This window comes from Lysinibacillus sp. NPDC056220, assembly GCF_049315265.1.
Lineage (GTDB): Bacteria > Bacillota > Bacilli > Bacillales_A > Planococcaceae > Lysinibacillus > Lysinibacillus pinottii.
Genome location: NZ_JBMOXD010000003.1, coordinates 602,667 through 628,884 on the forward strand (window position 1 = coordinate 602,667; position 26,218 = coordinate 628,884).

The window sequence follows — 26,218 nt, forward strand, 5'->3', positions numbered from 1 at the left end:
TGATGGATGAATGTTTTTAATTATAAAGAAAGCATAGAAGGGAGTCTTTTGCCTAAATAAAAAAAATAATCTGAAATTTTGTTCAAAATAACAAAATTTCAGATTATTTTAATCATTAATTAATCGATAGAGCATGCAAGCCATATACACATCATAAAATTCGGCGTAAATAGTTACATCTGTGCCAATCAGCTCGCTAATTTTTTTGATACGATATTTCACCGTATTTTTATGAATATAAAGTAGTTCCGCACAGCGCTCCATACTTGCATTTGCATCTAATAAAAAGGTAATCAATGTCTGTAATGTATCATGATCATGTAAGATGGGTTCAATGACCGATAAATATTCCTCAATCATTTCTTCCCCTTGCTTACTTACAGCAATAGCTCGTTTCATGGAACGAACCTCAGCTGCCGTAAATAATTTTCGCATGGGGTATATCGTGTGGGCTTTATCCCCTACCTGATTGACTAACTGATACATCTGACGAACGGCCTTCGTGTTTTTCATTTTGGGTGCATAGACGATTTCTACGATTTGTCCAGCATAATTGGTAGTTTCATTAAATTCGACAGTAATTTCAAACTCATGGTGCTTGTACAAGCAATTTCCGAGTAGCACAATCATACAGTGGTCAATACATTGAATGACTCTTGTTTGATAATATTTAGACAACTGCTCTTCTAGCTCATCTCGAACCTTTTTTTCATCCGCTAAATCATGCATATATACTAACCACATCATTTGAATAGCAGAAACATCAATATGCAGGAGATTGGCTAATCTTCTCATTTTTTCACTTTCATCATTGATGATTGCTTTGACCAGGGCATATTCGCTGACCTCATCATGCTTGTCTCCCCATAAATTAATGGCGACTTGGACAACCTCACTCACCTTTTCAATTGTCTTGGCAGGTAAATCGGTATTTTCCTTTATAAGGAATAAAAAGAGAGGCTCCCCATTTTTTTGATGCACTCTTTTATAGTCAATCACACATGAGATGTCACTTTGTTTTAATTCAAATTTACCTGTTTCACGAAAAACTTGTGATTGTGAGCATTCATGGATAGCGTAGACCACATCTAATGATGAATTTCTTGGCCACATGACTTGATTGATAATATCCAAATGACTATTGGTAAGCAGAATATTGGCTTTCAAGCGATCTGATAGCATTTTCAATGTAATTTCGACACTTCTTAAATGCTCAGGCAATAAGGATACCTTCTCTAAGGTTTCTTTAACGAAATGGTCATTAACACCTTGATTACTAACAATCGCTTCCATAACTTCATAAATAACTTCATTATAACGGAGAGAATAATCATTTTTGGGCATACAGATAATTATAAACCCTTGAGATTCGGCTAAGGCAAGCACTTCCTCTGGTATATGTGGCAACACAATACCCACATAATATAAGATAAGGCCCAGCTCTCCTAAATCGTGTAAATGCTGAATTGTCTCACATTGCTGTTCCACACTATCTCGAATGGAATAAAAGGAGCTAATCACCAGCTCTTCTGCATACCATTCCTCTTGCACACGATTAATAATTTTCGAATAAAAATCAACATTCGATACTTCTAAAACAGATAAAGAAGAGACCGTGCGATGCAGATTATCTCGACCTGTTAAAACCTCTGCCCCGCGAAAGGAAGGCAATTGCAATAAATCTTTCACCGTTACCCCATGTTCAACCACCACTACTTTTCTAAATTTTCTATACAACGTCTTGTGAAGAAGAATAACATAATCACACCTGTCTTTCAAAATATGGTTATCTGCATATTTCATAACCTACATATGCCCGTGCTAAAATAATAGCAAAGTTCATGAGGGAAGAGAGGGAAAAAAAGGATGTCTAATCGAACAATTAGAGACACATCGTTTGGCATGACAATTCGAGAAAGCTTACAGGCAGATTGCCGAAGCTGCTTTGGATTATGTTGTACAGCATTAAATATAGTCGCTTCCAGTGATTTTGCCATGCATAAACCAGCAGGCAAGCCATGCTCCAATTTAACAGAGGACTATAGCTGTCAAATTCATAGCAAGCTAAGGATGAGCGGCTATAAAGGCTGTACTGTATTTGATTGCTTAGGTGCCGGTCAGCACGTTTCCCAAGTGACATTTAAAGGGCAAGATTGGCGCCAATCACGAGAACTTGCTGACAAAATGTTTCAAGTGTTTCCAATTATGGAACAGCTATATGAAATGATTGCTTATGTAGCGGAAGCTCTATCCTATCAAATTGACAGTATGCTCCAAGAACAGCTCCTCGTTCAATTAGAACAGCTACAGCAGGCAGCGGAACTTGACGCTAATGGTTTATTGGCACTGGACATGATGGCTATTCGTATGACAGTAAATGCTCTTCTTTTAAAAACTAGCGAACAAATGCGACAACATCTTGTAAAGGGGAAAGCTTCTCTCAAATTGAATCAGCGCGGCGCTGATTGGATAGGTAAAAATTTTCAGGGTAAAGATTTGCGAGCTACTGATTTAAGAGGTGGCTATTTAATTGCTGCCAATTTACAAGGAGCCAATTTACAAGGGGTAGATTTCATTGGGGCCGATCTGCGTGATACCAATTTACGTGGTGCTGATCTATCGACAAGTTTATTTTTAACACAAATGCAAATCAACGCCGCACAGGGTGATAACACTACCAAACTACCTTCTTATATTAAACGTCCAGCACACTGGCAGTAAAAAAGGATGCCTCCATCGAGACATCCCTTAAGGCCATAAGCGTTTGTGAAAGACGTTCAGGCTTGCTTCTTTTTATAAATGATGGTTGCCACGATTAAAATTAATAATATGGCTTGGCCAATCATTGTTTCCACGGTTGGATAGAAACCTATCATGCTTATGACAGGTAAGCCATCGACAATTGTTGTAGAAATCTTATTAGTCAGCTGTAATGTATGCAGACTGACACCGATAATCTTAAAGGCTAATATATAAATGAGCCATGTTGCTACGGCAAAGAATTTATGAATAGGAATTTTCCCACTTGCCTTAAACAACACAATGGCAAGCAAGGCAAGGATAATGAGTGCAACTACAATCCCAAGGATAAACTGAGAAGTCGCCATTTTCGGTGCAATACCCGCGTAAAAAACAAGCGTTTCTGCCCCTTCTCGGAAAACAGATAAGAAGCTAATCGCTGCCATGGCAAAAATAGAGCCACTGGAAATAGCATTGCCCATTTGCTTCGAAATATAGCGATTCCAACTGACCACACTTGATTTACTATGCAGCCATATACCTACACCAATCATCATCGCAGCGGCCAGTAAGCCTACATAGCCTTCCATTAATTCACGATTCGTATCAATTGTAGCCGAGTTTAAAATTGTTGACATAAGAACTGCGGCAACGGCTGATAACAAAACACCCACAAATGCTCCAATATAAATCCATTTCCGCATTTTCTTTTGCCCTGACTTATTAAGAAACGATACAAGAGCTAATATAATGAGTAAAGCCTCTAGCCCTTCTCGTAATAAAATTAACGCTGCATCCCAAAGCGTATAATCCGAATCTCCTTGAATCAATTCGATTTCTGTACGGAATGTATTTAATTTTTTTGTAATTGCTTCTTGATCGACAGAGGATTTTAATAAATCACTTGCGATAATAGGCATATCACTTTCAATTTTAGTATAAAGACTACCATTACGAGTTGAGATTTCTATTTCAACACGTGGCCAAATCATGATAAATTCTCGAACCTTATTAGAGGCTGCCTTATAATCACCGTCATCTACAAAGTCCATCGCCTCATCAATATAAGCAATTAATGTAGCTAATGAATAGTCACCTTCTACCGCTTCTGCTGTTTCTTTACCCGCTACAAAATCTGTAATCGTTTGTTGTAAATCTGCAAATTGAGTTTTCATTAACGCGATATCAGGCTCTTCAGCAGAAATAGAGATTCGTAGAAATGCCATCTGTGTTTCGATTTGTCCATACATGGCAATACTTTGCTCACGTACGGGGCGCTCACTTTTGTTCCACTTGAGATTAAAATCCTTATAAGCTTCGTCAATTGCCTGAGCATCCTCACTAGCTAAAGCTTTTTCAAAGTCTGCCAAAATCGGCTTCATCTTTTGCCCAAACTCCGCTCGCTGTGCAGCCTCATCTACTGGATTTTCCAGTTTTTCTAGGGCTCGTAAAGCATTCGACAGGGCAGACAGCGCCTCTAATCGGTCATCCTTTGATGTGGCCTCTGTTGCTTGGGCAAGGATGTCATCAACCTTAGCTTTCGCCTCTTTTTGTTCTGAAGAAACCTTAGCCCAATCTGTGGCAAACTGTTCAAGAGCCTGTTTAGCCTCTGTCTCTTTATCCTGCTTTGTATTCATTAATGCATCACTAATTGCAATATATAAATGACTATAGGATTGCGCAGCTTGCACAGGTAAAGCTAAAGTCAGAAATAAAGCAATAACGATACTACAGCGCGTTAAAAAGTGCTTCACCTAAATAACTCCCCTTTTGTACACCAGGGAAGCAAGCAAACACTGCACTGCCTCGATGGGTAATATACTCATTCATTTTATCCATACGTCCCAAGCTATTTTGAATCGTTGTAAATTGGGCAGGGTCCTTTTGAAATGAAATAAAGATAAGCCCTGCATCATGAGTGCCTGTATTCGACATCACACCAGATGCATAGGAATACGATCTCCGCAAAATACGAGCTCCTGCTTTACGAGCCAAATGAACATGTGATGTATCAGGCATAATATAATTCCCTTTATCATCCTTCGCCTCTACATCAAAATCATCAAATTCCTTAGTTTTACCCATCGGTGCCCCACTATCACGGTAACGACCAAATGTAGCTTCTTGATCTTTTAAAGATGTACGATCCCATGTTTCAAGATGCATTTGAACTTTACGTGCAACTAAATAAGAGCCGCCTTTTAGCCAACCTTTATCCACCCAAACAACTTTTTTTAAATCCTTTTCATCTGTAATGGATGGATTCACTGTGCCGTCCTTGAATGCAAAAAGATTTCGGGGGGTCCCACCACCTGCTGGGAACGAGTTAAAGCCTGACTGTGACCATTTAATCTCCACTTTCCCAGATGCTGCACGCACTAAATTACGGACCGCATGGAATGCCACCTGTGGATCATCTGCACAGGCCTGAATACACAAATCACCACCTGTATATTCTTTCTGTAGCTGATCTTTTGGGAAATGTGGTAAATCCTTTAACTCCGCTGGCTTTAAATGCTGCATACCAAGCTTATCGAATAAGGAAGCACCCACACCAATAGTAATTGATAAATTGGCAGCATCTAAGCCCTCTGCCTCACCGGTATCACCAGTCGGTACTCTCGTATTCGATGAAATATCAGCCATTAATTCACCATTCATTAAACGCACAACAAGAGGTGTCCATTGCTGGAATAACTCTTGCAGTTCCTTCTTCGATGTCACTAACACATTTAAAGAAGCAAAATAAATATTCGTTTGTACAGGTGTTACAATACCTGACTGATGGGTGCCGTAGAAATTGACCTTATTGCTTGCCGTAGTACTGTCAGCCACAGGCTCAAAAACATCATAGCCCATTGCTTTCATTACACCACCTAAACCAGAGGCACCAATGGCAACACCTGCCACCCCAATGCCTGTCAGTTTCAACATATCACGTCTAGAGATTTTTTTATTCATCCATTTTTCTTCATTTGATGCTGTCATTTATGTTCACTCCAAAATGATTCCCATTTGACTTAATGGTTCTCCAAGCTGATTCACCGCTGCCGCAAGCGCTTTTGTGTTGTCCTCTGTTAATTCCTCGTAGGAAATATAACCACCATCGGCAGTGGCATGCTGTGCTAATAAATCGTCCACCGCTTTGAATTTTTCATCAAGCGCTGTGACTAATTTTGAATCTTTCGCTTCTAATTTTGAACGTAAAATTTCAAAGATTTTTTCAGCACCTTCAATGTTCGCTTTAAAATCATACAGGTCTGTATGGGAGTAAATTTCTTCCTCACCTGTAATTTTAGATGTTGACACTTCATTTAATAAATCAACTGCACCCGTTATCATTAAATCAGGAGTCACTTCAACTGTTTGTACGAGGGCATGTAATTCCTTCGCATCTGCCAGAAGCTGATCAGCCACTACCTCATAGCCCTTTGTTGTATTTTCTTCCCAAAGCGCATACTCAAGCTTATGATAGCCTGACCATTCTTCTTCACCTTTTCCTTCTTCCTGTATATCAGCTAAACGACCATCAATACGTGGATCTAGGTCGCCAAAGCTTTCTGCAATGGGTTCAGAACGCTCAAAATACATACGTGCTGGTGCATACGCAGCTTTTGCTCCTTCAATATCTCCAGCCTTAACAAGATTGACAAATTTCTCTGTTTCTAGTAAAAATTGATCCATTTGCTCTAATGCAAATTGTTGATAGGCTGCTAGTTCAGAAGATAAATCAACCTCTTGTGCAGCTTTATCTGATTGCTCTGTTTCTGGCTTATCTTCTTTTTTTGTATCTTCTGTATTACCACAGCCTGCCATTAGAATGCCTCCTGCTACTAATACAGACAATAATGATTTGTTTTTCATACTTCGTACCTACTCCCGATTTTGTTTTATATTGTGATGATAATGATTATCATCCTCTAATGCAAGATAATTTTTTTTAAAAAGAAAAAAACGTCATTTTTAAGTTGTTTTTTATAAACAACTAGAAAAAAGACGTTTTTTCCACAATATAATGATTCTAATCTACAAAATTTTTACTTGTTTCATTTTTTCATATTTACCATGTAAGAAATAATAAAGCACAATGGATAATAAAATGACAAAGACCATCGCAAAGAATATGGCACTGTAGCCCGCTGAAGGCACAAATAATCCTAAGAAATAAGGCCCGACACCCAATCCTAAATCATAAAAAATAAAGTAAGTAGATGTCGCAAGTCCTAAACGTTCATTCGGCGTTACCTTAATAGCAACAGCCTGTGCAACAGAGTTGAAGTTACCATAGCCAATACCTATACATGCTGCAGCAATTAAAAAAGCAATGGTTGTTGACGCTGAACTAAATGCATACATACCAATAGCAAAAATCACCAAACATGGATAAATAATAATATTAGCACCTCGTGTATCTAGTAATTTCCCAGTAAATGGGCGTGTAGCTAAAATGACAATAGCATAGATGATGAAAAAGTAACTGCCTGCTGATACTAAATCAAGCTCCTTCGCATAAAACGTCATAAAGGACATAACACCCGAATACGCAAAACCAATTACCAGTGCAACAAAGGCAATCGGTACAGCACGCAATTCAATGAAATTCGTCATCTTAAAGCCAGCCTTCACAGCTGCATCCACTGCCTTCTTCGGCGCATCTGGGACTGTTACGATAAAATACATGAAAAAGCAGATAATAGCTAAAACGGAATCAACAGCAAAAATCATGCGATAATCCTCAAATAGCTGTGTTAATAAAATACCGACAAAAGGTCCAATAGCTGTAGCCAAAATCGCACTTAAGCTATAATAACCAATCCCTTCCCCGCGTCGCTCAGGTGGTAAAATCTGTGCAATAATCGTCCCCGTCGCTGTACTCGCTACTCCAAGGGCAATCCCCTGTATTAAACGATTCAGCATAAGTAACGGTAAATTTCCTGCTATAAAATAGGACATCGTTGACAACATAAATAAAAGTAATCCGCAGAATAATGTTTTCTTGCTTCCCCAATCCCCAATAATACGGCCCGTTCCAAGACGGCCTAATAATGTTCCAATAATAAAAATACTCGATACAAGACCGGCTGTACTTGTAGACGCATTAAAATGTTCCACTGCATAAGCAGCAATCGTAACCATTAATAAATAAAAGATTAACGTAATGGTAAAATTTATGAGAGAGACAATTAAAAAGTCCTTTGTCCATAGTTTCTTTCTTGCTGTTACTTCCACGTTACTCGCTCTCCTATTGATTAATATTCATACAAATTCTTTCAAAAACCTGTGTCGCAATTTCGATATCTCGCTGAGGTACACCTGCCAGTGCATGCTCAAAAAATGGCTTCAAGTGAGCTTTAATCTCCTGCACAAGCTCCTCCCCATACGACGATAAATACACAAGCTTTTCTCGCTTATCCTTGCCCACCATCGTTTCCACATAGCCTAGCTCCACAAGCTTATGTACAAGCTTCGTCACACTCGGCTTCTCAATAGACATAAAATTCGCGATATCAACAAAGGAATGCGGACCCTTATCCTTTAATAAACGAAGAACTGCCCACTGTGAGCTATATAACTGATACGGTTCAAGTTGCACATTTAGCTTATTAATAAAAGGCCTATACATTAAACGATACTGATTAAAAAACTCCTGCTCAATTGTCACAAGATCACTTCTTCCTTTTATATTAGTTAGCCTAGCTAACTATAAACCTAAAATCTCTATTTGTCTAGTCGGGATATCACATCTATAAAATAAGGGTAGTTTGGGTGCATTTGTTATTTTTATATAGCACTTGATTAAGTGGTGAATTTCTTTGGAAGGAGAAGGAGAAATAATGAAAAAGGGAATAATTTCAGGCATGGTATTTATGTCAATTTTATTAGTCGGCTGTAATGGAGAAGAGAAAGGTGGACAAGGAGTAGAAAGCGAGCAGGAGTATCCGTCACTTCTTGCGATTCCCTTATTTTCGTCTCTCCACCCGCGCCTTCTTCATGCGTATCCATCACTTTTCACTCTCTATCCGTCACTTTTTCCGTTTTATCCGTCACTTTCCTCCCTCTATCCGTTACTCTTTGCGATTCCCTCATTTTCGCCTCTCCACCCGCGCCGTCTTCATGCGTATCCATCACTTTTCACTCTCTATCCGTCACTTTTTCCGTTCTATCCGTCACTTTCCTCACTCTTTCCGTCACTCTTTGCGATTCCCTTATTTTCGCCTCTCCACCCGCGCCTTCTTCATGCGTATCCATCACTTTTCACTCTCTATCCGTCACTTTTTCCATTCTATCCGTCACTTTCCTCCCTCTATCCGTCACTCTTTGCGATTCCCTCATTTTCGCCTCTCCACCCGCGCCTTCTTCATGCGTATCCATCACTTTTCGCTCTCTATCCGTCACTTTTCCTTTTCTATCCGTCACTTCTTTCACTCTATCCGTCACTCTTTGCGATTCCCTCATTCTATCCGTCACTCTTGATGTTCCGCTCACTTTGCCTCACTATCTCCCCACAAAAAAACTACAACTCAGTCTGGCTGAATTGTAGTTCGTTTCTATTCCATGATCCAATACTGTCTATGTTTCTTTATTCCGTCTGCTTTTAATGGGAGCTGCTGTAGTAGCTTGTAGGCGACGTTTGGGGAATCGATGGCAAAGAATTCGCGGAAGCTTTTATTGGTGAGCTTTGGACCTACTAATAATCGATAATCTTCGAGGGCTTTTTTCAATGCATCCTGGTCGACACATTTACAGCCAGGGCAATGCCATTTTTTATAATGGTAGTTCATTGGCTGACCATTCGCACAATGGGGACATAGAACCCCCTTTACCATCTCCTCAAGAGGTACCTTCACCTCTCTTTTTATTGTGCTATGCAGGGACATGAGGTGCATAGCAAATCGAAAGAGGTTTTCATTCTCTACTGGTTGATGCAGGTCGAACCATTTTTGTAAATGTGTACGTAATCCGGTTACATGAAATATTGGCTGTCCATGAAAACCTTCTGATAAAATTCCATTTTTTGTTGCAAGCACGACTGCATGCAAAACAGGCAATTGAAATTTTTCTTGATGTAACAGTTTTTTCATCCATCCTACATGTCGTTCAAGTTGAAGAAATGGATCAGTCATTCCCTCTACCTTGCCTTCTGAGGTCATCCGTGTCAATTGTGCAAAGGAGGTATCATATGAGAGAACGCCTGTTATATTTTTGATTTCTACAATCAGTAAAAAGTGTGGACATAGAAAAATGGTGTCCATTTGGTGAGTAGAGCCGAAGTTATTCATCGTTTGAAAATCATGGAGAAAATAATAGGGGGTAGGAAGGTCTATCTCAAGCCACTCTGCATCTACACGCTGTTCGCCTGCGTGTCCAGCCTTTAAACGTCTTAAGTTTTCATCATAATTCGAGTACTCCTGGTGAGAGTTTGAGAGTCTTCGAACAATGGCTTCTAGTGTCTTCTGTGTTTCCGATATTCGACGTGCTAATAGAATCATTTATTCACCTCCTGTCTTGATTATATAAAAAAAGAACCTCAACAAATGAGGTTCCTAAAAACTTGCCATATACATTTAGTAAAATAAATCTTTCTTTCATTTCAGTAGTTCAAAAGCCTTTGCTTTCGAGCATCCATTTACTCGTGCTATCACTTTTCTATACACTTTTCCGTAATAAATATAAAAAGTAAGGTGCGCCAATAAAGGCCACAATAATTCCCGCTGGCACTGTTGCAGTAGCAATGGCAACGCGGCCAATCGTATCGGACAGCATTAATAAACTTGCGCCAATGCATAAAGTCAATGGTAAAAAGAATTGGTAGCGTGGTCCGACAAGCTGTTTGGCAATATGAGGTGCCATCAACCCTATAAAGGCAATACCACCTGTTACAGAAACTGCTGCTGCTGCTAGTGCCACAGCGACGATTAATAAGCGTAACCGCTCGCGCCCGATATTCATCCCAAGACCTACGGCTGTTTGCTCCGTCATCGCCAAGACATTTAAGACATTGGATTTATAGAAAATGTACGGAATCCCAAGCACAAGCCAGGGCACTAAAGCCCAGAAAAATGGCCAATCCGTACCCCAAACGCTACCTGCAAGCCATTGGGCAATGAATTGCACATCACTACGCTCTGCTGAGGAGATTAATACCATCATAACCCCAGATAAAGCAGAGGCTACCCCTACCCCAATTAAAATCAATTGAACAGGTTGCACCCCTTTATGGCGTTGATAAGAGAAAAAGTAAATGCAAAGGGCAGTAAAAAGAGCACTACAAAACCCTACAACTGGCAATATATAAGCAAAATGTGGGAGATCGCCATTTACAAGTAAGTAAAAGACTGTAATCCCGACACCTGCTCCCGCATTAATACCAATGATCCCTGGATCTGCTAAATCATTGCGTGTAACCCCTTGTAGGACCGCACCTGCTAAAGCTAACGCCATCCCTGCCGCTGCTAATACCAACATTCTTGGTAAGCGAACTGAGAATAATACGAAGGATTCTTTAAAGCTACCGTTGCCTAACAAGGTTGGTAGAATGCGATCAAACGAAACTGAGGCTGGTCCTAAAGAAATGCCTAGAACAAAAATGAATAACGTGACGACAAGCCAAGTAAAAAGCCATTTTCGTTGTTTTTTGCGACCTTCTTTAAACAAATTGGCGTCCTCCCTTCCTTACTAATAGTAGGAAGAATGGTAGACCAAGAATCGAAACAATCGCTACAACTGGCGTTTCAAATGGTGCATTAATCATGCGACCTGCAAAATCAGCCGTCACCATAAACCAGCCGCCAATAATTGCGCTCATCGGTAAGACAAAACGATAATCCGTTCCTACAAATGCGCGAACAATATGAGGTACCATTAAGCCAACAAATGCTAGATTCCCAACAAGAGCTACGGCAGAGCCTGCTAAAATAACGACAGCAAACATCATAATACCTTTAATCAATGTTGTGTTTTGTCCAACTCCTACCGCAACTTCTTCATTTAAACTTAAAATCGTTAATTGTCGACTATAAGCAAATGACAATAGGAGACCTATGACAATGACAGGAACAATCAATAACGCCTGCCATGTCGTGCCAATGAATCCGCCACTCGTCCACATCGAAACATCCTTGGAAATTTGAAATAAAATGCCTGTGCCTTCAGCAATCGCCTGTAATAATGCAGTAACTGCTGCACCAGCTAAAACAAGTCTCAATGGTGAGAAACCTTTCTTAGTAGAAGCACCGATCCCATAAACGATTATCATACCAATTCCAGCTCCAATAAAGCAGGCTAAAATTAACGTATAATAAGAGAATTTCGGGATAAATGCCATCGTTAAAGCAAGGGCCGCATTTGCCCCTGCTGTTAAACCAAGTAGCCCTGGATCCGCTAATGGATTGCGTGTAACCCCCTGCATAATCGCTCCCGCAACTGCGAGTGCACTGCCAACAAAAATAGCAGCAATGATACGAGGAAATCGAATTTCACGTAAAATCGTGTAATGCTTACCACCACTTTGTCCGACAATTGCTTGATAGACATCTTGAATGCTCGTATTCGCTGCACCTAAGCACAGCGAGATACAAGCTGTGCCGATTAATACGAGCAATGCAAGCAATACCTGAAGCCAAAATGGTAACTGTCGAAACTTTGTCATTTGCCTTCGCTACTCTCTACTAATTATTGTAAAAATTTCTCTTCAAAGAACTTCAGTTGATGTTCTAATGTAATCGGGTCATTGAAATAAAAGGCATTTGCATTCACTTCAAATAAATGACCATTTTTCACTGCTTCTAAGTCTTTAAACCATGCTGCGTCTGTAAATGAATTATCTTGGTCTTGGAACATACTGAAGATCACATAGTCCCCTGCATAATCCCCTAAAACTTCTTGAGAAATAGCATAGTAGCCTGGCTCTAAAGCTGTTTCTTTAACTTTCTCAGGCATTTTTAAGCCCATTTCTTGATATAAAATCTCTGTTCCGCGTCCCCAGTTATCGCCATAAATATAAAATTGTTTATTAAAGTTTTCTGCGACTGTTACAGTTGCATCTTCCCCGATTTTTTCTTTAATTTTTTTACCAGATTCCGCTGCACGTACTTTAAAATCTTCTACCCATGCCGTTGCTTCTTTTTCTTTATTGACCACTTTACCGATTTCAATAAATTGCTGTAAATAGTCTACTTTCCCATACGTAAATAATACAGTTGGAGCGATTTCTGATAATTTATCAGCATTTTCAATACCATTTAAACCAATGATTAAGTCTGGCTCTAGCTCAAGAATTTTTTCGATATCTGTATTTTCTACAACTACTGCATCTTTAATAGCATCTTCAAAATTCGGATTTTTCGCTGCCCATGCATCTACACCGACAACATCAACATCAAGCTGTAATAAATCCCCTACAAATGAAGATAACACGACTACACGTTTAGGGTTTGCTGGTACTTCAATAGGTCCTGCTTCAGATTGATAAGTAATTGTTTCTGCAGAAGTCGCTTCTTTCGAGCCTTCATCAGCCTTTTCTATTTTCTCTTCTTTATTGCCGCACGCTGCAAGTACTAGTACGAGCATCATAAACATTGGTAATAACCACTTCTTCATTGTCTTTCATTCTCCTTTAAACGGTTTGTAATAAGTTATATGTAATGCACATTGGTTTGTTCGTTCGTGGATCTTTGCCAATTACAGCATCAATATTAAACACTTTTTTTAATACTTCTGGAACCATGACTTCCTCCGCAGTTCCAAATTTAACAAGCTCTCCTTGTGACAGCGCCACAATATAATCAGAAAAACGTGCCGCTTGATTTAAATCATGGAGTACCATAACAATCGTGCGCCCTTGTTCTTCATTTAGCTTGTAAAGTAACTCTAAAACCTCTAATTGATGTGCCATGTCTAAATAGGTTGTTGGCTCATCTAAAAATATAATGTCGGTTTCTTGAGCTAAAGACATGGCAATCCACACTCGTTGACGCTGTCCACCTGATAAAGCGTCTACAGATTGCAAGCGGAATTCTTCTGTTTTTGTCACTTGTAAAGCCCAGTCAATGACCTCTTTATCTTTCTGTGATAAATTGCCAAAGCCCTTTTGATAGGGAAATCGACCGTAGGATACAAGCTCTTCCACTGTTAAACCATGTGCACTTTCTGGGCTTTGCGGTAAAATCGCAAGTTCTTTCGCCAATTCCTTCGTGTTCATCTTGGAAATATTTTGACCATCCAGAATGACCTGTCCACTCTCATGCTTTAAAATTCGTGTAATGGCCTTTAATAAGGTAGACTTTCCGCAGCCATTTGAACCAATGATGGTTGTGATTTTGCCATCTGGAATTTGTAGCGATAAGTCATGCACAATCGTTTTATTCTCATAACCAACACGAATCGATTCAACTTCTAAACGCAATTCGGACCCTCTCTTTCATTTTACTTCATTCCATGCTATGATAGGCACTGTTAAAAATGATAATCATTATCACTAAAATTAGTCTAGTTTTATGATAAGATTTTGTCAATTACTTTTTTACTATCAATTAAGGATGTGGCAATAAAAATGCAACATGTGTATGATGTGACAATTATTGGCGGAGGCCCTGCTGGCTTATATAGCGCCTTTTATAGTGGTTTACGAGGATTAAAAACAAAATTAATAGAGAGCCAATCTCAACTTGGTGGAAAAGTATTACTTTATCCTGAAAAGCTTATTTGGGATATAGGAGGCCAGCCCCCTATTTTAGGTGAGAAATTTGTTAAACAATTGATCCAGCAAGCTAAAACATTTGACCCTACTATTCTAACAAACACAAAAGTAGATTTTATTGAACGACAAGAACATCTATTTATTGTACATACGGCAACTGGAGAAAGGCATTATTCAAAAACTGTTCTATTAGCGGTTGGTGGCGGTATTATAAACCCTCAGAAACTAACACTGGAAGGTGCTGAGAAATATGAAATGTCCAATTTACACTATACCGTTCAATCCTATAAACGTTTTGTGAATAGGGATATCCTTATTTCTGGTGGTGGCAATGCGGCCATTGATTGGGCTGTAGAACTGAGCCCCCTTGCTAAAAGTGTGACAGTGGTTTACCGTAAAGATACATTATCAGCGCATGAAGCAACTGTAAAAGAAGCCATTGATGCAGGGGTCCTAATTGAATGTAATACGACGATTACAAAGCTTTTAGCGAATGATGATAAAACCGCTATTCAATTAGTGAGATGTGAAAATTCGAAAACGAAGGAAAGTTACACTCGTCAAATTGACGAGGTTATCATTAGTCATGGCTATAATTGTGAAGCGTCCCTCACGTTTGATGAAGCCATTTCTATTCCTAAAAAGGATGATTATTATTTTGAAGGCAAAGCAACTGGTGAAACAGCACAGCCTGGTATTTTTGCGGCAGGAGATATTTTATCATTTGAAGGAAAAATCAATTTGCTGCTTGGGACATTCCAAGATGCAGCCAACGCGGTCAACTCTATTAAAACTTATTTAGAGCCAACTGCTTATCGCCATGGAATGGTGTCCTCTCATAATGAACTATTTAAAGAGAAAAATCGCTCCATTATCGAAAAAGAACTTGTCCCATCCCATTAGTTCGCAATAGAAACCCTCTTAAAGAAAGCATTCTTAAGAGGGCTTCTTTCTTTTATTTGAATAAACTTAATAGTGCCCCCATCTGTCTTAACATATTTACGCCATTCGTAATCGTTCCAGCATGCCCCATGATTGCATGTAAATGATCTGGCAATCTTCCTAAACCAGGACCTTGAAATTGCCGATTGGGTGGATAGTTAGGTTGCATCGCTCTACCTCGAAATGGAGGACCAAAAGTTCCCATATTGTTTGAAGGATAGACTCCTCTTCTATAATTCGGCTGAAAATGTGGCATTTATACACCTCCTATCTAAAAGCTCTCCCCTAGTATATGTGCATCATCTATGAAGGAATTAGACGTATGAAGAAGTATCAAAAATTATCTATTTAAAAATAGGATTTCTAGCTTTTCATCATATGTAAGGGAACCATACTAGTTTTCTTTTCATACTATATGAAAAAGAAGGTGGTTTTCATTCAAGACTCTAATTATCTCCAATTCCTAGCAAAATTTGGTGTTGGTGGTGCCCATCCTGGTGGCATCAATCTATCAAAGGAAATCCTAAAGAATGAGAGTATTCTGCCAACCTCTCATATTTTAGATGTTGGCTGTGGTACAGGGCAAACAGCTGCCTTTTTGGCTTCCTACTATACAACAAATGTAACGGGTATCGATATTAATCCCATTATGATAGAAAAGGCACGTCACCGCATGAAAAAAGCACGTTTACCAGTCAATATCATTCAAGGCTCGATTGAGGAAACATCACTCCCCAATGGAGCATTTGACTTTGTGCTTGCTGAATCTGTTCTTTCCTTTGTTCATAAACAACGTGCATTGCAAGAGATTTTTCGTTTATTAAAACAAGGTGGGCGCTTGATTGCTATTGAATTTACAATCCCTACGCTTCTTTCCTCACAGCTGGCAGACGATATTCAACAATTTTACGGGTTTGATGCTCTCTTTACGAAAAAGGATTGGGTTGCATTATTTCAAGAGATAGGGTTTCAAGATATTCGCATACAAAAAAATAAGGATATTTCCTCTAAGCCAGAATTCCACATTTCCAAGGAGATTGAATCCACATTGTATGATGTCTTGAATCAGCATATTATGATGAATGAAAAATACGATAATATTTTAGATTATCGCATCTATATCTGTACAAAATAACCATCTAGCCAGCATCCAAAGCGTTGCTGGTTTTTTTGTTATGACACCTGTCATAACGATTCTTTGACTTGTGTGAATAGGTTTTATCCTCCTGTTTTCTTATCATGAATATAAGAAAAACAAAGAAAGAGTGATGGAACTATGCAAACACAACAAAGGCTTCCCTTTATCGATATGCTAAGAGGATTCGCTGTCTTAGGGACCCTCGGAACCAATATTTGGATTTTTGCTTATCTGGGTGATTTATCGTATATTACAACGAGTAATTATTCTGGTTGGTGGTCATTCAATGATTTTTTACGAATGTTAGTACTATTTTTTGTAAACGGCAAGTTACTAGGATTATTAACGATTATGTTTGGGGTAGGTTTACAGTTAAAATACCAGCTGGCACTTCGTAGAGGAAATACTTGGCCTGGCGTGTATCTTTGGACCATTGTCTTCTTAGGGGTGGAAGGACTACTTCATTACACACTGGTCATGGAATATGATATTTTAATGAGCTACGCCGTTACGGCATTTATCGTGGCTATTCTCATTAGATTAGGCGACAAAGTCATGACATGGGCTTTCTATCTTTTGGGTAGTTTTCATGTCTTCCTCATTCTTTTTATTTTTGTCGTTACATTGCTTGGGGCTAGCGTTTCCCTAAATGGGATGGAAACTGTCACAGCCATCTATGAAAATGGTACATGGCTGGCGCAAGTACAGCATCGCCTGACAAACTTTTTATTTTATCGAACGGAAGCTATATTTATTATCCCGATGAATGTTTTTTTATTTATCCTTGGGGTCAAATTCATGCGCAACGAGGTTTTTTCACCAACAAGTAAAGGTTATCAAGCTCGACAAAAGCTTTTTACAATCGGTGTATTCATTGGTATTCCATTGAATCTGCTAATTTTTATACCTGGGGGACTTTTTGATTTACCTGTTCGCTATTTATGTGCACCTATTCTATCCATTGGCTATATTGGAATTTTAGGTAAACTGGTAGAATATAAGAAGCTAGATTGGCTTTGGCAACGGTTTGCCAATGTCGGCAAAATGTCATTGAGCTGTTATGTCCTGCAAAACGTGCTGGCGTCTATTATTTTTTACGGCTGGGGGCTTGGCTTAGGCGGGCATGTAAATAGCCTTTTTATTATAAGTATGTGGGTTGCCCTATCTTGTCTACAGCTAGTACTAGCAACATTTTGGCAGCACCAGTTCCGTATTGGCCCGATGGAATGGGTTCGTAAAAAAACGATTCAAGCTCTGACAAAGAATAAGCAACAGAGGATGGTGTAAGCCATAAAAATATATCCCAGAGAACAAGTTAAACACTATTTAATCATCGATGTTGTATCCATAATTGTTTTGATTGCCATGGTATTATGGTCGCATTCTGTACTCCCTTTCACAGCTAAAATCGTTATTTTAGCCTTGTACTTAGTCGCCTTCTATATGGCTTTATGGAATCGAGATTGGAAGCTACTAATTGCCTCACTTGTAGGCTTCCTTCTCATTACCATCCTTGCTATTTACGAGGATATCTTCATGCTTATCTTCGGATTTACCTTTGCCGATTTATTAGGGAGGGCAAAATCAAAATGGCATATTGCTAGCGGAATTCTTGGTATAGCTGCTATGTTTTTAATCATTTTGTGGGCGACCGCAAATTCCCTAGCACTTGTTGACACACAAGTACTAATACCCTTAATGATCATTCAATTGGTATTCCCTGTTCTCATTTATTTTGTAGAAAAGTCGAAAAACCTACAAATTGAATTGGCAGATGTCAATACCCAGCTTGTTCAACAAGAGGAAAGACAGCGCATTGCTAGAGATCTTCATGACACGATTGGTCACACCCTGACGATGATTAAAATCAAAACGGAATTGACCACTAAACTTATCGACCGAGATCCTTCCAGTGTCAAACAAGAATTAAATGACATATTAGCTACAACACGTACAGCCTTAAAGCAAGTACGAGAGCTCGTTTCGGATATGAATTTTGTGTCTCTACAAACAGAGCTACTACACTGCCAGCAGCTCTTACAAAGTGCGAATATTACGACCACTATTAACAATCATTGTCCAAAAATTGTTCTTTCAAGTGTGGAGGAAACCATGTTAGCTTTATGTGTACGTGAGGCTACAACTAATATGCTGAAGCATAGTCAGGCTCAAAACTGCAACATAGAGATTGAATGTCGAAATAGACAATTTACCATTGCCATTCAAGATGATGGGATTGGTTTGGAACAGAAGGGGCTGGGTAATGGCATGAACTCGATAAAAGAAAGAATGCGTGTTCTGCAAGGTTATGCCCTTTTTGAAGGGGGTACAAGGACAGGCACTCTCGTAATATTCAGCATACCAATTCAAGATGGAAAGGAGCCCTCAACATGATACGAGTTTTACTAGCAGAGGACCAACAAATGTTACGTGGTGCCTTAACATCCCTTTTGTCCTTCGAACCAGATATTGAAGTGATAGCTGAAGTTTCAGATGGTCAAAAAGCATGGGACTACATTCAGCAGGAATTACCCGATGTTTGCCTGGTAGATATTGAAATGCCCCATCTGTCAGGATTAGAGCTTGCAGAAAAAATTAAAGAGGCCAACTTGCCCTGTAAAGTGATGATTGTCACTACATTTGCACGCCCAGGCTATTTACAAAAGGCCATGGATTGTGAGGTACATGGCTACTTACTGAAAGATGAACCGATTGATTATTTAATTGCTACTATTCGCAAAATCATGCAAGGTGAAAAGGTGGTCAGTAAAGATTTAGCCGCTACCTTATTTATGAAAGAGCAAAATCCTTTAAATGAGCGAGAAGTTGCCGTGCTACAACTGGTGAAAGAAGGCTTAACCACTCACGAAATCAGTAAACAATTATTTTTAACAAAAGGCACCATTCGTAATTATTTATCAACCTCTATTCAAAAGCTACAAGTAGAATCAAGACAGCAGGCCGCTCAAATTGCTAGTGATAAAGGCTGGCTATAAATCAGAAAAATCTCGCCACCTCTGTGACGAGATTTTTTGATAGGAGAACGTATACTACATAGTTCAATTACAAATTCACCTGTTTATTTACCTTGGAGAACTACATTTGTCGCTATCGCCCAATTATTTAATGGTGTCACCGTATAATTTACATCTGCTTTTAATGTGCCACCATTACCACGAAGTTCCACACTTCTGCCAGCTAATAAATCCGTTTGAGGATTATTAGTTAATTACAATTCCAATGAATTACTATTAATAGCCTTAGCAGATTGCAGTGTAAATGGTGCTATTTTTTTGCAACAAAGCTCTTTACATCAATTTCTGCCCAATGTGAGTACACTTGGTATGTAACACCTTGTTTGAAGGTTTGACCTGCAGGTAATCTAAATTGAGGAGCTTATTTTCCAACAGCTGCTTGTGGAAAGGCACATAATTAGCTACAAACTCTTCCCCTTCACTTGTTATCACAGTCACATAGCGATTGCGCAATGAAGTAATAATATCAAAGCGTTGGCCACTTGCATCACGATTTTGACGAGATAAAAGCCATCAAGAGTGAAGCTTCTCGATGGCTAAAGTCTAGTCGTTTATTTTGCTCCTGCTGCAACAAGGATTTCTTCAATCTCCTTAAATCCTTTCTGTTTTGCGTGCTGTAAAGGTGACATATTATTTTTATCTGGAATATTGACATCAGCTCCATGATCAATCAACATTTGAATGGCCGTTTGCTGTGTAGGGTTGCCGTTATTTAATACAATCGCTTCCATTAATGCTGTCCATCCCAGATTATTGACATGATTCACATCGATGTTTGTGGTAGTTAATAATTCCTCAATGACATGAATGTAGCCGTGCTCAGATGCTGGAATTAATGCCGTTCCACCATAACGATTTACAATCGTAGAATCGGCACCTGCTTGAATCGTTAGCTTTAATATATCCAAATAGCCTTCCGCACCCGCATATAAGAAAGGCGTGTTTTTCATATCATCCTGGATGTTCACATCCGCACCTGCATCGATGAGTAATTTCACTGCTTCCACATCCTGATTGTAGGTAGCCATCATCAAAGCCGTTCGATTGCTTGCGTCTTGTGCATTGATATTCACTTTTTCATGTATAACTTTTTTTAGCGATTCTACATCGCTTTTTTCTACCGCTTGAAACAATTGACTCGTCAAATCTGTTGCCATTTCCTCATTTCCTCCTTTATCACGCCTTATGGTCTCCGTATCATTTGAGGCACATCCCTGCAATAAAAATGATAAAGCGATCATAGCTGCTTGCATTTTTTTCATTGGCTATTCACCGCCCTCACTATTTAATTTTAGCAGTCTATGTATAGTTTATAATTCATTGCTAAATTGCCTATTAACCATTTCTTAAAAAAGTCTAAAATTTTCAATTTAAAAAACCTCGTCAAGACGACGAGGCGGTGTCTTACACATTTAAGCGGTAACCTGCACCCCATACGGTTTCTAAAAACTTTGGCTGTGCTGGATCACGTTCAATTTTTTCACGAAGCTTTCGTATATGCACGGTAACTGTGGAAACATCCGCAGCGGATTCATAGCCCCAGTTCCGCTCATATAATTGTTCTTTACTTAATACTTGATTTGGATGTTTGACAAAAAACACAAGCAAATCAAATTCCTTGGTCGTAAAGGCCACTTCTTCACCATTCACCAAAACCTTTCGAGCTGATGTATCGATCGTAAGGCCATGTATAGACATCATATTGTTCGTTGGTTGGTTTGAGGCTAAACGCTCATATCTAGATATATGCGCCTTGACCCTTGCCACAAGCTCACTAGGACTAAAAGGCTTAGTAATATAATCATCTGCCCCTAACCCGAGACCTCGAATTTTATCAATATCCTCTTTTTTAGCCGACACAAATAAGATGGGGATATTGTTCACTGCTCGAATTTGTTTACAAATTTCAAAGCCATTCATTCCAGGAAGCATAATATCTAAAATAATTAAATCATAATCGCCATGAAGCGCCTGCTTCAGCCCCTCATCGCCATGATGCTGAATATCTACCACATAATCATTAATTTCTAAATAATCTCGTTGGAGCTCTGCTATGCTCACTTCATCTTCAATTAATAGTATTTTTTTCATGATTTCCCCCCATTTCCTCATCCTTTTTCAATGAAATGAAAATGCTCGTTCCCTTTGTTAATTCGCTCTTTGCCCAAATATTGCCACCCATTTCAAGGACGATTTGTTTGGCAATTGCTAACCCAAGACCACTTCCACCTGTTTGAGAATTTCGAGAAGGTTCCGCACGATAAAAACGATCAAATATATGTGGTAATGCAGTAGGGTCAATTCCCGCACCATTATCTGTAACTTGAATGATGGCATCATCTACTCGCTCATGTAGGGAAATAATAATTTGCTTATAAGGTTTATCCATATATTTTTCACTGTTGCTCAATAAGTTGGATAAGACACGTCTTAGCTTATCCCTGTCCACCATAGCAAAAAGCGAAGAGCCTGCTGATATATATTGTAAATGAATATCTCTGGCAATAAAGTCAAAGCTAGCATCCTCCACATAATCATGCATATATTGTTGAAGATTGACACTTTCCATTTGGAACGGAACCTTTTTCAAATCTAATTTCGAGAATAAGAATAATTCATCAATTAACACGTCCATATCCTTGGCTTTCGTATAGATAGTTGTTAAATATTTATCCATTTTCTGTTCAGTATTCGCTACACCATCTTTAATGCCCTCCACATAGCCAATAATAGAGGTCATTGGCGTTTTTAAATCGTGGGAGATATTCGATAACAGTTCTTTCCGATTTTCTTCATATTGAAGCTGAATTAGTACAGATTCCTTCAGTTTAACTCTCATTTCCTCAAACGATCGATTAAGCTGACCAATTTCATCATTAGAACGGGATGTAATTTCAAAATCTAAATCACCCGATTTAATCCGTTCTGCCCCTTCCTTTAAGGCTGTGATTGGGTTAATGATACTTCTAGACACTAAATAATTGAGTAAACCGATAATCATCATAAATAAGACAAATAAGATACCTAACAGAATGGGTAACAGTTCTCGCGTGACCTCCGCATGTGAACTAACCTCTCTTAATACAAAGATACTCCCTTCTGTTTTGTCTGGGAAGTAAAAATCGAACTTCACATACGTATAAAAGGCTTGATTAATCATAATTGTGTCACGTGAATTAATATTGGTCGCTTCAAAACCTGGTAAACTTTGAAGCAATAGTTGTTGATGCTCTTGTTGTGTTGCATAAACAATTTGATGGTCTTTCCGCACAACAATCTCAATGGAAGGAGCATTTATGGTTTGTAGCTGTTCAATATCTAAAAGCTGCTGGGGATTTTTTTTTGCCAATAATTTCAAATCTAAAAAAGCATTTTCCTCTACCGTTGTTAAAGGCTTTTGGACATAAGACTTTTTGTAAAAATGCTCAATTGCTTTAACATCACCTGTAATGGCAAAGGAAAAAAGAAAAACCGCTGCAAGTAAAAGCGTGATGGCAATCATAATAACGCCTACATAAGATAGCAAAAACCTCGTTTTAATCGACATCTAAATTCCCCCAATAAGCTGAAACTAATAGCAATGTACCATACAAATCTTAAAACTTTATAAAATCGCGCTGAAAAATCTATAAATAATTTTCTGCATCAACATAGTATTCGGCTTACTCCAAATGAAATAAACAACAAAAAAAGATACGACACATTTGGGTTGTGCCGTATCCATTATCTTTATTTAGTTTCTTCTGCTCTTAGTTTCTTTTTGGTTTGCCATCCTAAAATGAAATATTCAATCAACACTACCGCAATCAATGAGGCACCAAACAATGGCATAATAATTCCTAAAATAATAAGGAAAATTACGAAAGGAAGTGAGATTTTATGTGAAATTTGTGGTGGTGCAGATAGCTCACCTTTTTTCCTACGTAAAATCCAAGTGCGAATCCCCCATACAATTACTGCTAAAAAGGCTAAACATACCAGTAAGTTTAACAGCTTATTTGGCCAGCCAAACAAATGGCCTTCATGTAAAGGAATGCCCCATGTAAAGAATTTCGCCAGCATACCATAATCCTCATAGTTAACCTGATCAATAAACTTGCCGCTATATTGATCAAAATACATCGTTGCCTCGTCTGTAGGCTTGACATCAAGTCCTGTTACACCTGAATTACTGGCCTTTGCCACTGTAAATACGCCTTCTTCGTTTGATGGATAAATAATCGAATAAGGTTTGGCAATATTCATGGCAGTTATTTCTTTTTCAAGATTAGCAATGGTCATTTGGTTGTCGTTTGTATAACGGACAGCCCCCCCACCGTGATGCTGTGCATGTTCTCCCTCAGATGATGGCGCCTCTAATTGACGCGTTGCCCATGGAATTTCAGACACATCGGATGTTGGTGGCTTTTGCTGTAATAATGGGTAGCCGAAAGTTGGACTTTCTGACGCTATATTTGCCAATATGGAACCTTGAAAAGCAGACCATAAAAGCCCTGTAGCAATGAACATCACCATGGGAATAGTAATGATTGTCCCAACAAGCGCATGGTATCTCTTACTTTTTTGTCGTTTATTTTCCGATTTGCGCTTTTTCAATAAATCCCCTTTAAACGTCATATAAAGTCCGGATAGTAGTAAAAAGATTGTCCAGCATGCCGCTAGTTCTACTAAATAATTGACAAATGTACCACCAATAAATAATGAGCTATGGGTATTTCTCATAATATTAGAGAATGTATAATTGGCATCCTGACTACCAACCATTTGATAATGATCATCTAAAAATACATACTTCTGTTCATTCCCATTTGATAAAGTTAAACGCGTATTATAAGGCTCTTCCAACATAATCACTTTTGTAGTGGAGTAACCTGCAAATGCTGCCTCTGCTTTTTCCACTGCTTCATCAATTGTTAAGACCTCTTCTTTATGGCTATCGCCAAAAAAATAATCATCATATAAACGATTTTCTACATCTGTAAAAAACAAATAACCAATCCCACTTAATGTGAGAGATAGCAGTAATGGCGTAATACAAAGGGCTGCGAAAAAATGCAAACGCCAAAACCTTGAATAAAGCAGATTTTTCATTTTTAATCTCCAATCTATTTAATCAAATACGCCTCACCGTAATGGCCGCTGACGTTAGGCTACGGCCAGATTTTGAAGAGGAGCTTGGCTGGAAAGTTCCTCTTCAAAATCTGTGATATCCGATTGAGGCATTATCTTGATTCAGTAGGCGTTTGAACACTTAATAAGCATTCATCACTCCCTTTGAAGGAGGAACCATCTGTATTTGATACTACTTTCAGTACAAACAGTTGCTGAATGAAGATAAATATCAAATTTATTATATAAAGTAAAAGTGAAATATGAATGAAGTCCTAAAGGCGGTTTTATGACAAACAAATGTATTCCTAGTGGTATTATGCTATTTAAAGATGAAACAATCATAGCCAAACAAATGTGGACACAAGTTTAGCTACGATTTAGGAAAGATTTATAAACTCAAATTCACAAGAATTTTACACGGACTTCGATTTTTCATTAATGCTTTAAAGCCTTTCTACGATATTTTCTAAAGCAATTTTGCTTGTCATAACTGCCTGCCCATCGATTACCCCACGTGCCAGTATTCGAATGACCTCGAATTCACTGCTCTCGCTGCTTTCATAGCTTGCAAAATTAATAAGCCATTGAATTTTACGCCTTCCACAAAAATGTTGTCAACAAATGCACAATCAAAAAGGCTACCCCATCAAGAAGTAGCCCTCAAACGTTGATTATCCAATTAATTCCTTCATCACATTCGCGTACGCTGCTAAAATAGATTGCTCATGTGCTGTATCATGCCCAACATATTGTTCAACAAGCTCCTTTAAAGGCTTTGGCTCTTGCATAATTTCTAATTTAAATAAACTTTCATAATACTCAACAACTTGTGGATTCATGTGGACCACTCCTTTAATAATTTACATAAAAAAGACATCTTTCCCTCATTAGAAAGATGTCTTTTATGACAAATACACGACATAATACGATGTTTGCCATATGGAAATAAGCTTTCTATTCTTCATAGAAGCTATCTTTTTAGCAATCATCGTACTATGAGCATGCAGGAGAATTTCTCTAGTCACACTCAACACCCCCTATCCGCGTAGGTTTCTTGGCTGTACTAGATAAAGGCAGGTCTCCTGGCTTATGTTCTTCACACCTTTCACCTTCCCATTACAAGGCGTAACAGTGGTCTCTTGAAATGTGCTCCCATTTACAGTTGCGGGACAGCGTCGGATTTCCACCGATCTTCCCTTTTAAACAAACCCAATTTGGTTTGTACCTCTATCCTATTATTCCGTTTTTATTATTATACCATAAGGTTTGTATGATCTTAATAGATTCAAAAAACTATAGTTTATTTACTCATTCAGCTATTTCATAATATTCTTCATGGTTTCACTTGCATTAAGTAAGACTTTATGTAGAAGTTGATGGGAACGAAGGGCGGCGACTCCTGCGGGAAAAGCGGGAAAGTCGAGATCCTGGACTGAGCGAAGCGAGGGAAGCAGCTCGACCCCGCCCGCAGAAAGCGTCCGCCCGTAGTGGAAATCAACGGCTTTACTTTATTTCATTGTAAAAGAAAAAAGACTGTTGGCAAACTCTCAAATT

The 26,218-nt window shown here is 38.7% G+C and carries 25 protein-coding genes and 1 riboswitch; of the genes, 6 read left to right on the top strand and 19 right to left on the bottom strand.

The annotated features are described in order from the left end of the window. Window positions 1–108 precede the first annotated feature (108 nt). Window positions 109–1,689, bottom strand: a complete 1,581-nt coding sequence (locus ACOZBY_RS13245) for a PucR family transcriptional regulator (protein ID WP_230584374.1) — start codon at window positions 1,687–1,689, stop codon at window positions 109–111. A gap of 177 nt (window positions 1,690–1,866) precedes the next feature. Between ACOZBY_RS13245 and ACOZBY_RS13250 the strand changes: the two genes are divergently transcribed. Next, window positions 1,867–2,721, top strand: coding sequence for a pentapeptide repeat-containing protein (locus ACOZBY_RS13250; protein WP_422762464.1), 855 nt, complete (start codon window positions 1,867–1,869; stop codon window positions 2,719–2,721). A gap of 56 nt (window positions 2,722–2,777) precedes the next feature. Here the strand turns inward: ACOZBY_RS13250 and ACOZBY_RS13255 are convergent, their stop codons facing one another. The 11 genes from ACOZBY_RS13255 to ACOZBY_RS13305 form a co-directional block, all read right to left on the bottom strand. Continuing rightward, complete coding sequence (locus ACOZBY_RS13255) at window positions 2,778–4,493, bottom strand: FTR1 family iron permease (protein ID WP_422762465.1); 1,716 nt, start codon at window positions 4,491–4,493, stop codon at window positions 2,778–2,780. Beyond that, window positions 4,468–5,727 (bottom strand): iron uptake transporter deferrochelatase/peroxidase subunit, encoded by a 1,260-nt coding sequence (gene efeB, locus ACOZBY_RS13260; protein ID WP_031419662.1) that lies wholly within the window; start codon window positions 5,725–5,727, stop codon window positions 4,468–4,470. The genes ACOZBY_RS13255 and efeB overlap by 26 nt, the downstream gene beginning before the upstream one ends. Window positions 5,728–5,733: 6 nt before the next feature. Next, window positions 5,734–6,603: an iron uptake system protein EfeO gene (gene efeO, locus ACOZBY_RS13265; RefSeq protein ID WP_012293979.1), complete on the bottom strand. Its 870-nt coding sequence runs from the start codon at window positions 6,601–6,603 to the stop codon at window positions 5,734–5,736. 162 nt (window positions 6,604–6,765) lie between these two features. Beyond that, the gene (locus tag ACOZBY_RS13270; protein ID WP_099805950.1) at window positions 6,766–7,968 is read right to left on the bottom strand and encodes an MFS transporter; all 1,203 of its coding nucleotides are present in this window, start codon (window positions 7,966–7,968) and stop codon (window positions 6,766–6,768) included. 13 nt (window positions 7,969–7,981) lie between these two features. Next, window positions 7,982–8,401, bottom strand: a complete 420-nt coding sequence (locus ACOZBY_RS13275; protein ID WP_036166436.1) for a MarR family winged helix-turn-helix transcriptional regulator — start codon at window positions 8,399–8,401, stop codon at window positions 7,982–7,984. Between the two features lie 593 nt (window positions 8,402–8,994). Beyond that, window positions 8,995–9,225 carry a hypothetical protein gene (locus tag ACOZBY_RS13280; RefSeq protein ID WP_422762466.1) on the bottom strand — a complete coding sequence of 77 codons (231 nt, stop codon included), beginning with the start codon at window positions 9,223–9,225 and terminating at the stop codon, window positions 8,995–8,997. Window positions 9,226–9,287: 62 nt separating this feature from the next. Continuing rightward, window positions 9,288–10,229: a nuclease-related domain-containing protein gene (locus ACOZBY_RS13285; RefSeq protein ID WP_422762467.1), complete on the bottom strand. Its 942-nt coding sequence runs from the start codon at window positions 10,227–10,229 to the stop codon at window positions 9,288–9,290. Between the two features lie 157 nt (window positions 10,230–10,386). Then, window positions 10,387–11,394, bottom strand: a complete 1,008-nt coding sequence (locus ACOZBY_RS13290; protein ID WP_031419657.1) for a FecCD family ABC transporter permease — start codon at window positions 11,392–11,394, stop codon at window positions 10,387–10,389. Next, a complete protein-coding gene (locus ACOZBY_RS13295; protein ID WP_422762468.1) occupies window positions 11,387–12,388 on the bottom strand; it encodes a FecCD family ABC transporter permease in 1,002 nt (333 codons plus the stop codon). The genes ACOZBY_RS13290 and ACOZBY_RS13295 overlap by 8 nt, the downstream gene beginning before the upstream one ends. A 23-nt stretch (window positions 12,389–12,411) precedes the next feature. Then, entirely contained in the window at window positions 12,412–13,338 is a 927-nt protein-coding gene (locus tag ACOZBY_RS13300) for an iron-hydroxamate ABC transporter substrate-binding protein (protein ID WP_031419655.1), read from the bottom strand. A 16-nt stretch (window positions 13,339–13,354) separates the two neighbouring features. Beyond that, window positions 13,355–14,143, bottom strand: coding sequence for an ABC transporter ATP-binding protein (locus ACOZBY_RS13305; protein WP_012293972.1), 789 nt, complete (start codon window positions 14,141–14,143; stop codon window positions 13,355–13,357). 147 nt (window positions 14,144–14,290) lie between these two features. Between ACOZBY_RS13305 and ACOZBY_RS13310 the strand changes: the two genes are divergently transcribed. Continuing rightward, window positions 14,291–15,340, top strand: a complete 1,050-nt coding sequence (locus tag ACOZBY_RS13310; RefSeq protein ID WP_012293971.1) for an NAD(P)/FAD-dependent oxidoreductase — start codon at window positions 14,291–14,293, stop codon at window positions 15,338–15,340. Window positions 15,341–15,392: 52 nt separating this feature from the next. Here the strand turns inward: ACOZBY_RS13310 and ACOZBY_RS13315 are convergent, their stop codons facing one another. Beyond that, window positions 15,393–15,635, bottom strand: coding sequence for a hypothetical protein (locus ACOZBY_RS13315; RefSeq protein ID WP_031419654.1), 243 nt, complete (start codon window positions 15,633–15,635; stop codon window positions 15,393–15,395). Between the two features lie 171 nt (window positions 15,636–15,806). On the opposite strand from ACOZBY_RS13315, the gene ACOZBY_RS13320 reads away from it, so the two are divergent. From ACOZBY_RS13320 to ACOZBY_RS13335, 4 genes are all read left to right on the top strand, one after another. Further along, window positions 15,807–16,514 carry a class I SAM-dependent methyltransferase gene (locus tag ACOZBY_RS13320; RefSeq protein ID WP_281486590.1) on the top strand — a complete coding sequence of 236 codons (708 nt, stop codon included), beginning with the start codon at window positions 15,807–15,809 and terminating at the stop codon, window positions 16,512–16,514. Between the two features lie 141 nt (window positions 16,515–16,655). Further along, window positions 16,656–17,804 (top strand): DUF418 domain-containing protein, encoded by a 1,149-nt coding sequence (locus ACOZBY_RS13325; protein WP_422762469.1) that lies wholly within the window; start codon window positions 16,656–16,658, stop codon window positions 17,802–17,804. Window positions 17,805–18,284: 480 nt separating this feature from the next. Next, complete coding sequence (locus ACOZBY_RS13330) at window positions 18,285–18,911, top strand: sensor histidine kinase (RefSeq protein ID WP_422762520.1); 627 nt, start codon at window positions 18,285–18,287, stop codon at window positions 18,909–18,911. Continuing rightward, window positions 18,908–19,513: a response regulator transcription factor gene (locus tag ACOZBY_RS13335; protein WP_031419650.1), complete on the top strand. Its 606-nt coding sequence runs from the start codon at window positions 18,908–18,910 to the stop codon at window positions 19,511–19,513. Before ACOZBY_RS13330 ends, ACOZBY_RS13335 begins: the two co-directional genes overlap by 4 nt. A 590-nt stretch (window positions 19,514–20,103) precedes the next feature. Here the strand turns inward: ACOZBY_RS13335 and ACOZBY_RS13340 are convergent. The 6 genes from ACOZBY_RS13340 to ACOZBY_RS13365 form a co-directional block, all read right to left on the bottom strand. Then, entirely contained in the window at window positions 20,104–20,814 is a 711-nt protein-coding gene (locus ACOZBY_RS13340) for an ankyrin repeat domain-containing protein (RefSeq protein ID WP_080720007.1), read from the bottom strand. Window positions 20,815–20,956: 142 nt separating this feature from the next. Continuing rightward, window positions 20,957–21,643, bottom strand: coding sequence for a response regulator transcription factor (locus tag ACOZBY_RS13345; protein WP_031419648.1), 687 nt, complete (start codon window positions 21,641–21,643; stop codon window positions 20,957–20,959). Further along, window positions 21,621–23,099: a sensor histidine kinase gene (locus ACOZBY_RS13350; protein WP_036215595.1), complete on the bottom strand. Its 1,479-nt coding sequence runs from the start codon at window positions 23,097–23,099 to the stop codon at window positions 21,621–21,623. Before ACOZBY_RS13350 ends, ACOZBY_RS13345 begins: the two co-directional genes overlap by 23 nt. Before the next feature lie 182 nt (window positions 23,100–23,281). Beyond that, window positions 23,282–24,643 (bottom strand): PepSY-associated TM helix domain-containing protein, encoded by a 1,362-nt coding sequence (locus tag ACOZBY_RS13355; RefSeq protein WP_031419645.1) that lies wholly within the window; start codon window positions 24,641–24,643, stop codon window positions 23,282–23,284. A 692-nt stretch (window positions 24,644–25,335) separates the two neighbouring features. Continuing rightward, window positions 25,336–25,503 (bottom strand): hypothetical protein, encoded by a 168-nt coding sequence (locus tag ACOZBY_RS13360; RefSeq protein ID WP_012293960.1) that lies wholly within the window; start codon window positions 25,501–25,503, stop codon window positions 25,336–25,338. Window positions 25,504–25,566: 63 nt separating this feature from the next. Then, the gene (locus tag ACOZBY_RS13365) at window positions 25,567–25,689 is read right to left on the bottom strand and encodes a hypothetical protein (protein WP_258858684.1); all 123 of its coding nucleotides are present in this window, start codon (window positions 25,687–25,689) and stop codon (window positions 25,567–25,569) included. Window positions 25,690–25,719: 30 nt separating this feature from the next. Beyond that, a riboswitch (cobalamin riboswitch) is annotated at window positions 25,720–25,908 on the bottom strand. Window positions 25,909–26,218: the final 310 nt, after the last annotated feature.

Coding starts and splice junctions, on each gene's coding strand:
- ACOZBY_RS13300 (WP_031419655.1), bottom strand. CDS start 13,338: ATGAAGAAGTGGTTATTACCAATGTTTATGATGCTCGTACTAGTACTT.
- ACOZBY_RS13295 (WP_422762468.1), bottom strand. CDS start 12,388: ATGACAAAGTTTCGACAGTTACCATTTTGGCTTCAGGTATTGCTTGCA.
- ACOZBY_RS13335 (WP_031419650.1), top strand. CDS start 18,908: ATGATACGAGTTTTACTAGCAGAGGACCAACAAATGTTACGTGGTGCC.
- ACOZBY_RS13345 (WP_031419648.1), bottom strand. CDS start 21,643: ATGAAAAAAATACTATTAATTGAAGATGAAGTGAGCATAGCAGAGCTC.
- ACOZBY_RS13355 (WP_031419645.1), bottom strand. CDS start 24,643: ATGAAAAATCTGCTTTATTCAAGGTTTTGGCGTTTGCATTTTTTCGCA.
- ACOZBY_RS13315 (WP_031419654.1), bottom strand. CDS start 15,635: ATGCCACATTTTCAGCCGAATTATAGAAGAGGAGTCTATCCTTCAAAC.
- efeO (WP_012293979.1), bottom strand. CDS start 6,603: ATGAAAAACAAATCATTATTGTCTGTATTAGTAGCAGGAGGCATTCTA.
- ACOZBY_RS13360 (WP_012293960.1), bottom strand. CDS start 25,503: ATGAATCCACAAGTTGTTGAGTATTATGAAAGTTTATTTAAATTAGAA.
- ACOZBY_RS13310 (WP_012293971.1), top strand. CDS start 14,291: ATGCAACATGTGTATGATGTGACAATTATTGGCGGAGGCCCTGCTGGC.
- ACOZBY_RS13250 (WP_422762464.1), top strand. CDS start 1,867: ATGTCTAATCGAACAATTAGAGACACATCGTTTGGCATGACAATTCGA.
- ACOZBY_RS13340 (WP_080720007.1), bottom strand. CDS start 20,814: ATGAAAAAAATGCAAGCAGCTATGATCGCTTTATCATTTTTATTGCAG.
- efeB (WP_031419662.1), bottom strand. CDS start 5,727: ATGACAGCATCAAATGAAGAAAAATGGATGAATAAAAAAATCTCTAGA.
- ACOZBY_RS13350 (WP_036215595.1), bottom strand. CDS start 23,099: ATGTCGATTAAAACGAGGTTTTTGCTATCTTATGTAGGCGTTATTATG.
- ACOZBY_RS13325 (WP_422762469.1), top strand. CDS start 16,656: ATGCAAACACAACAAAGGCTTCCCTTTATCGATATGCTAAGAGGATTC.
- ACOZBY_RS13285 (WP_422762467.1), bottom strand. CDS start 10,229: ATGATTCTATTAGCACGTCGAATATCGGAAACACAGAAGACACTAGAA.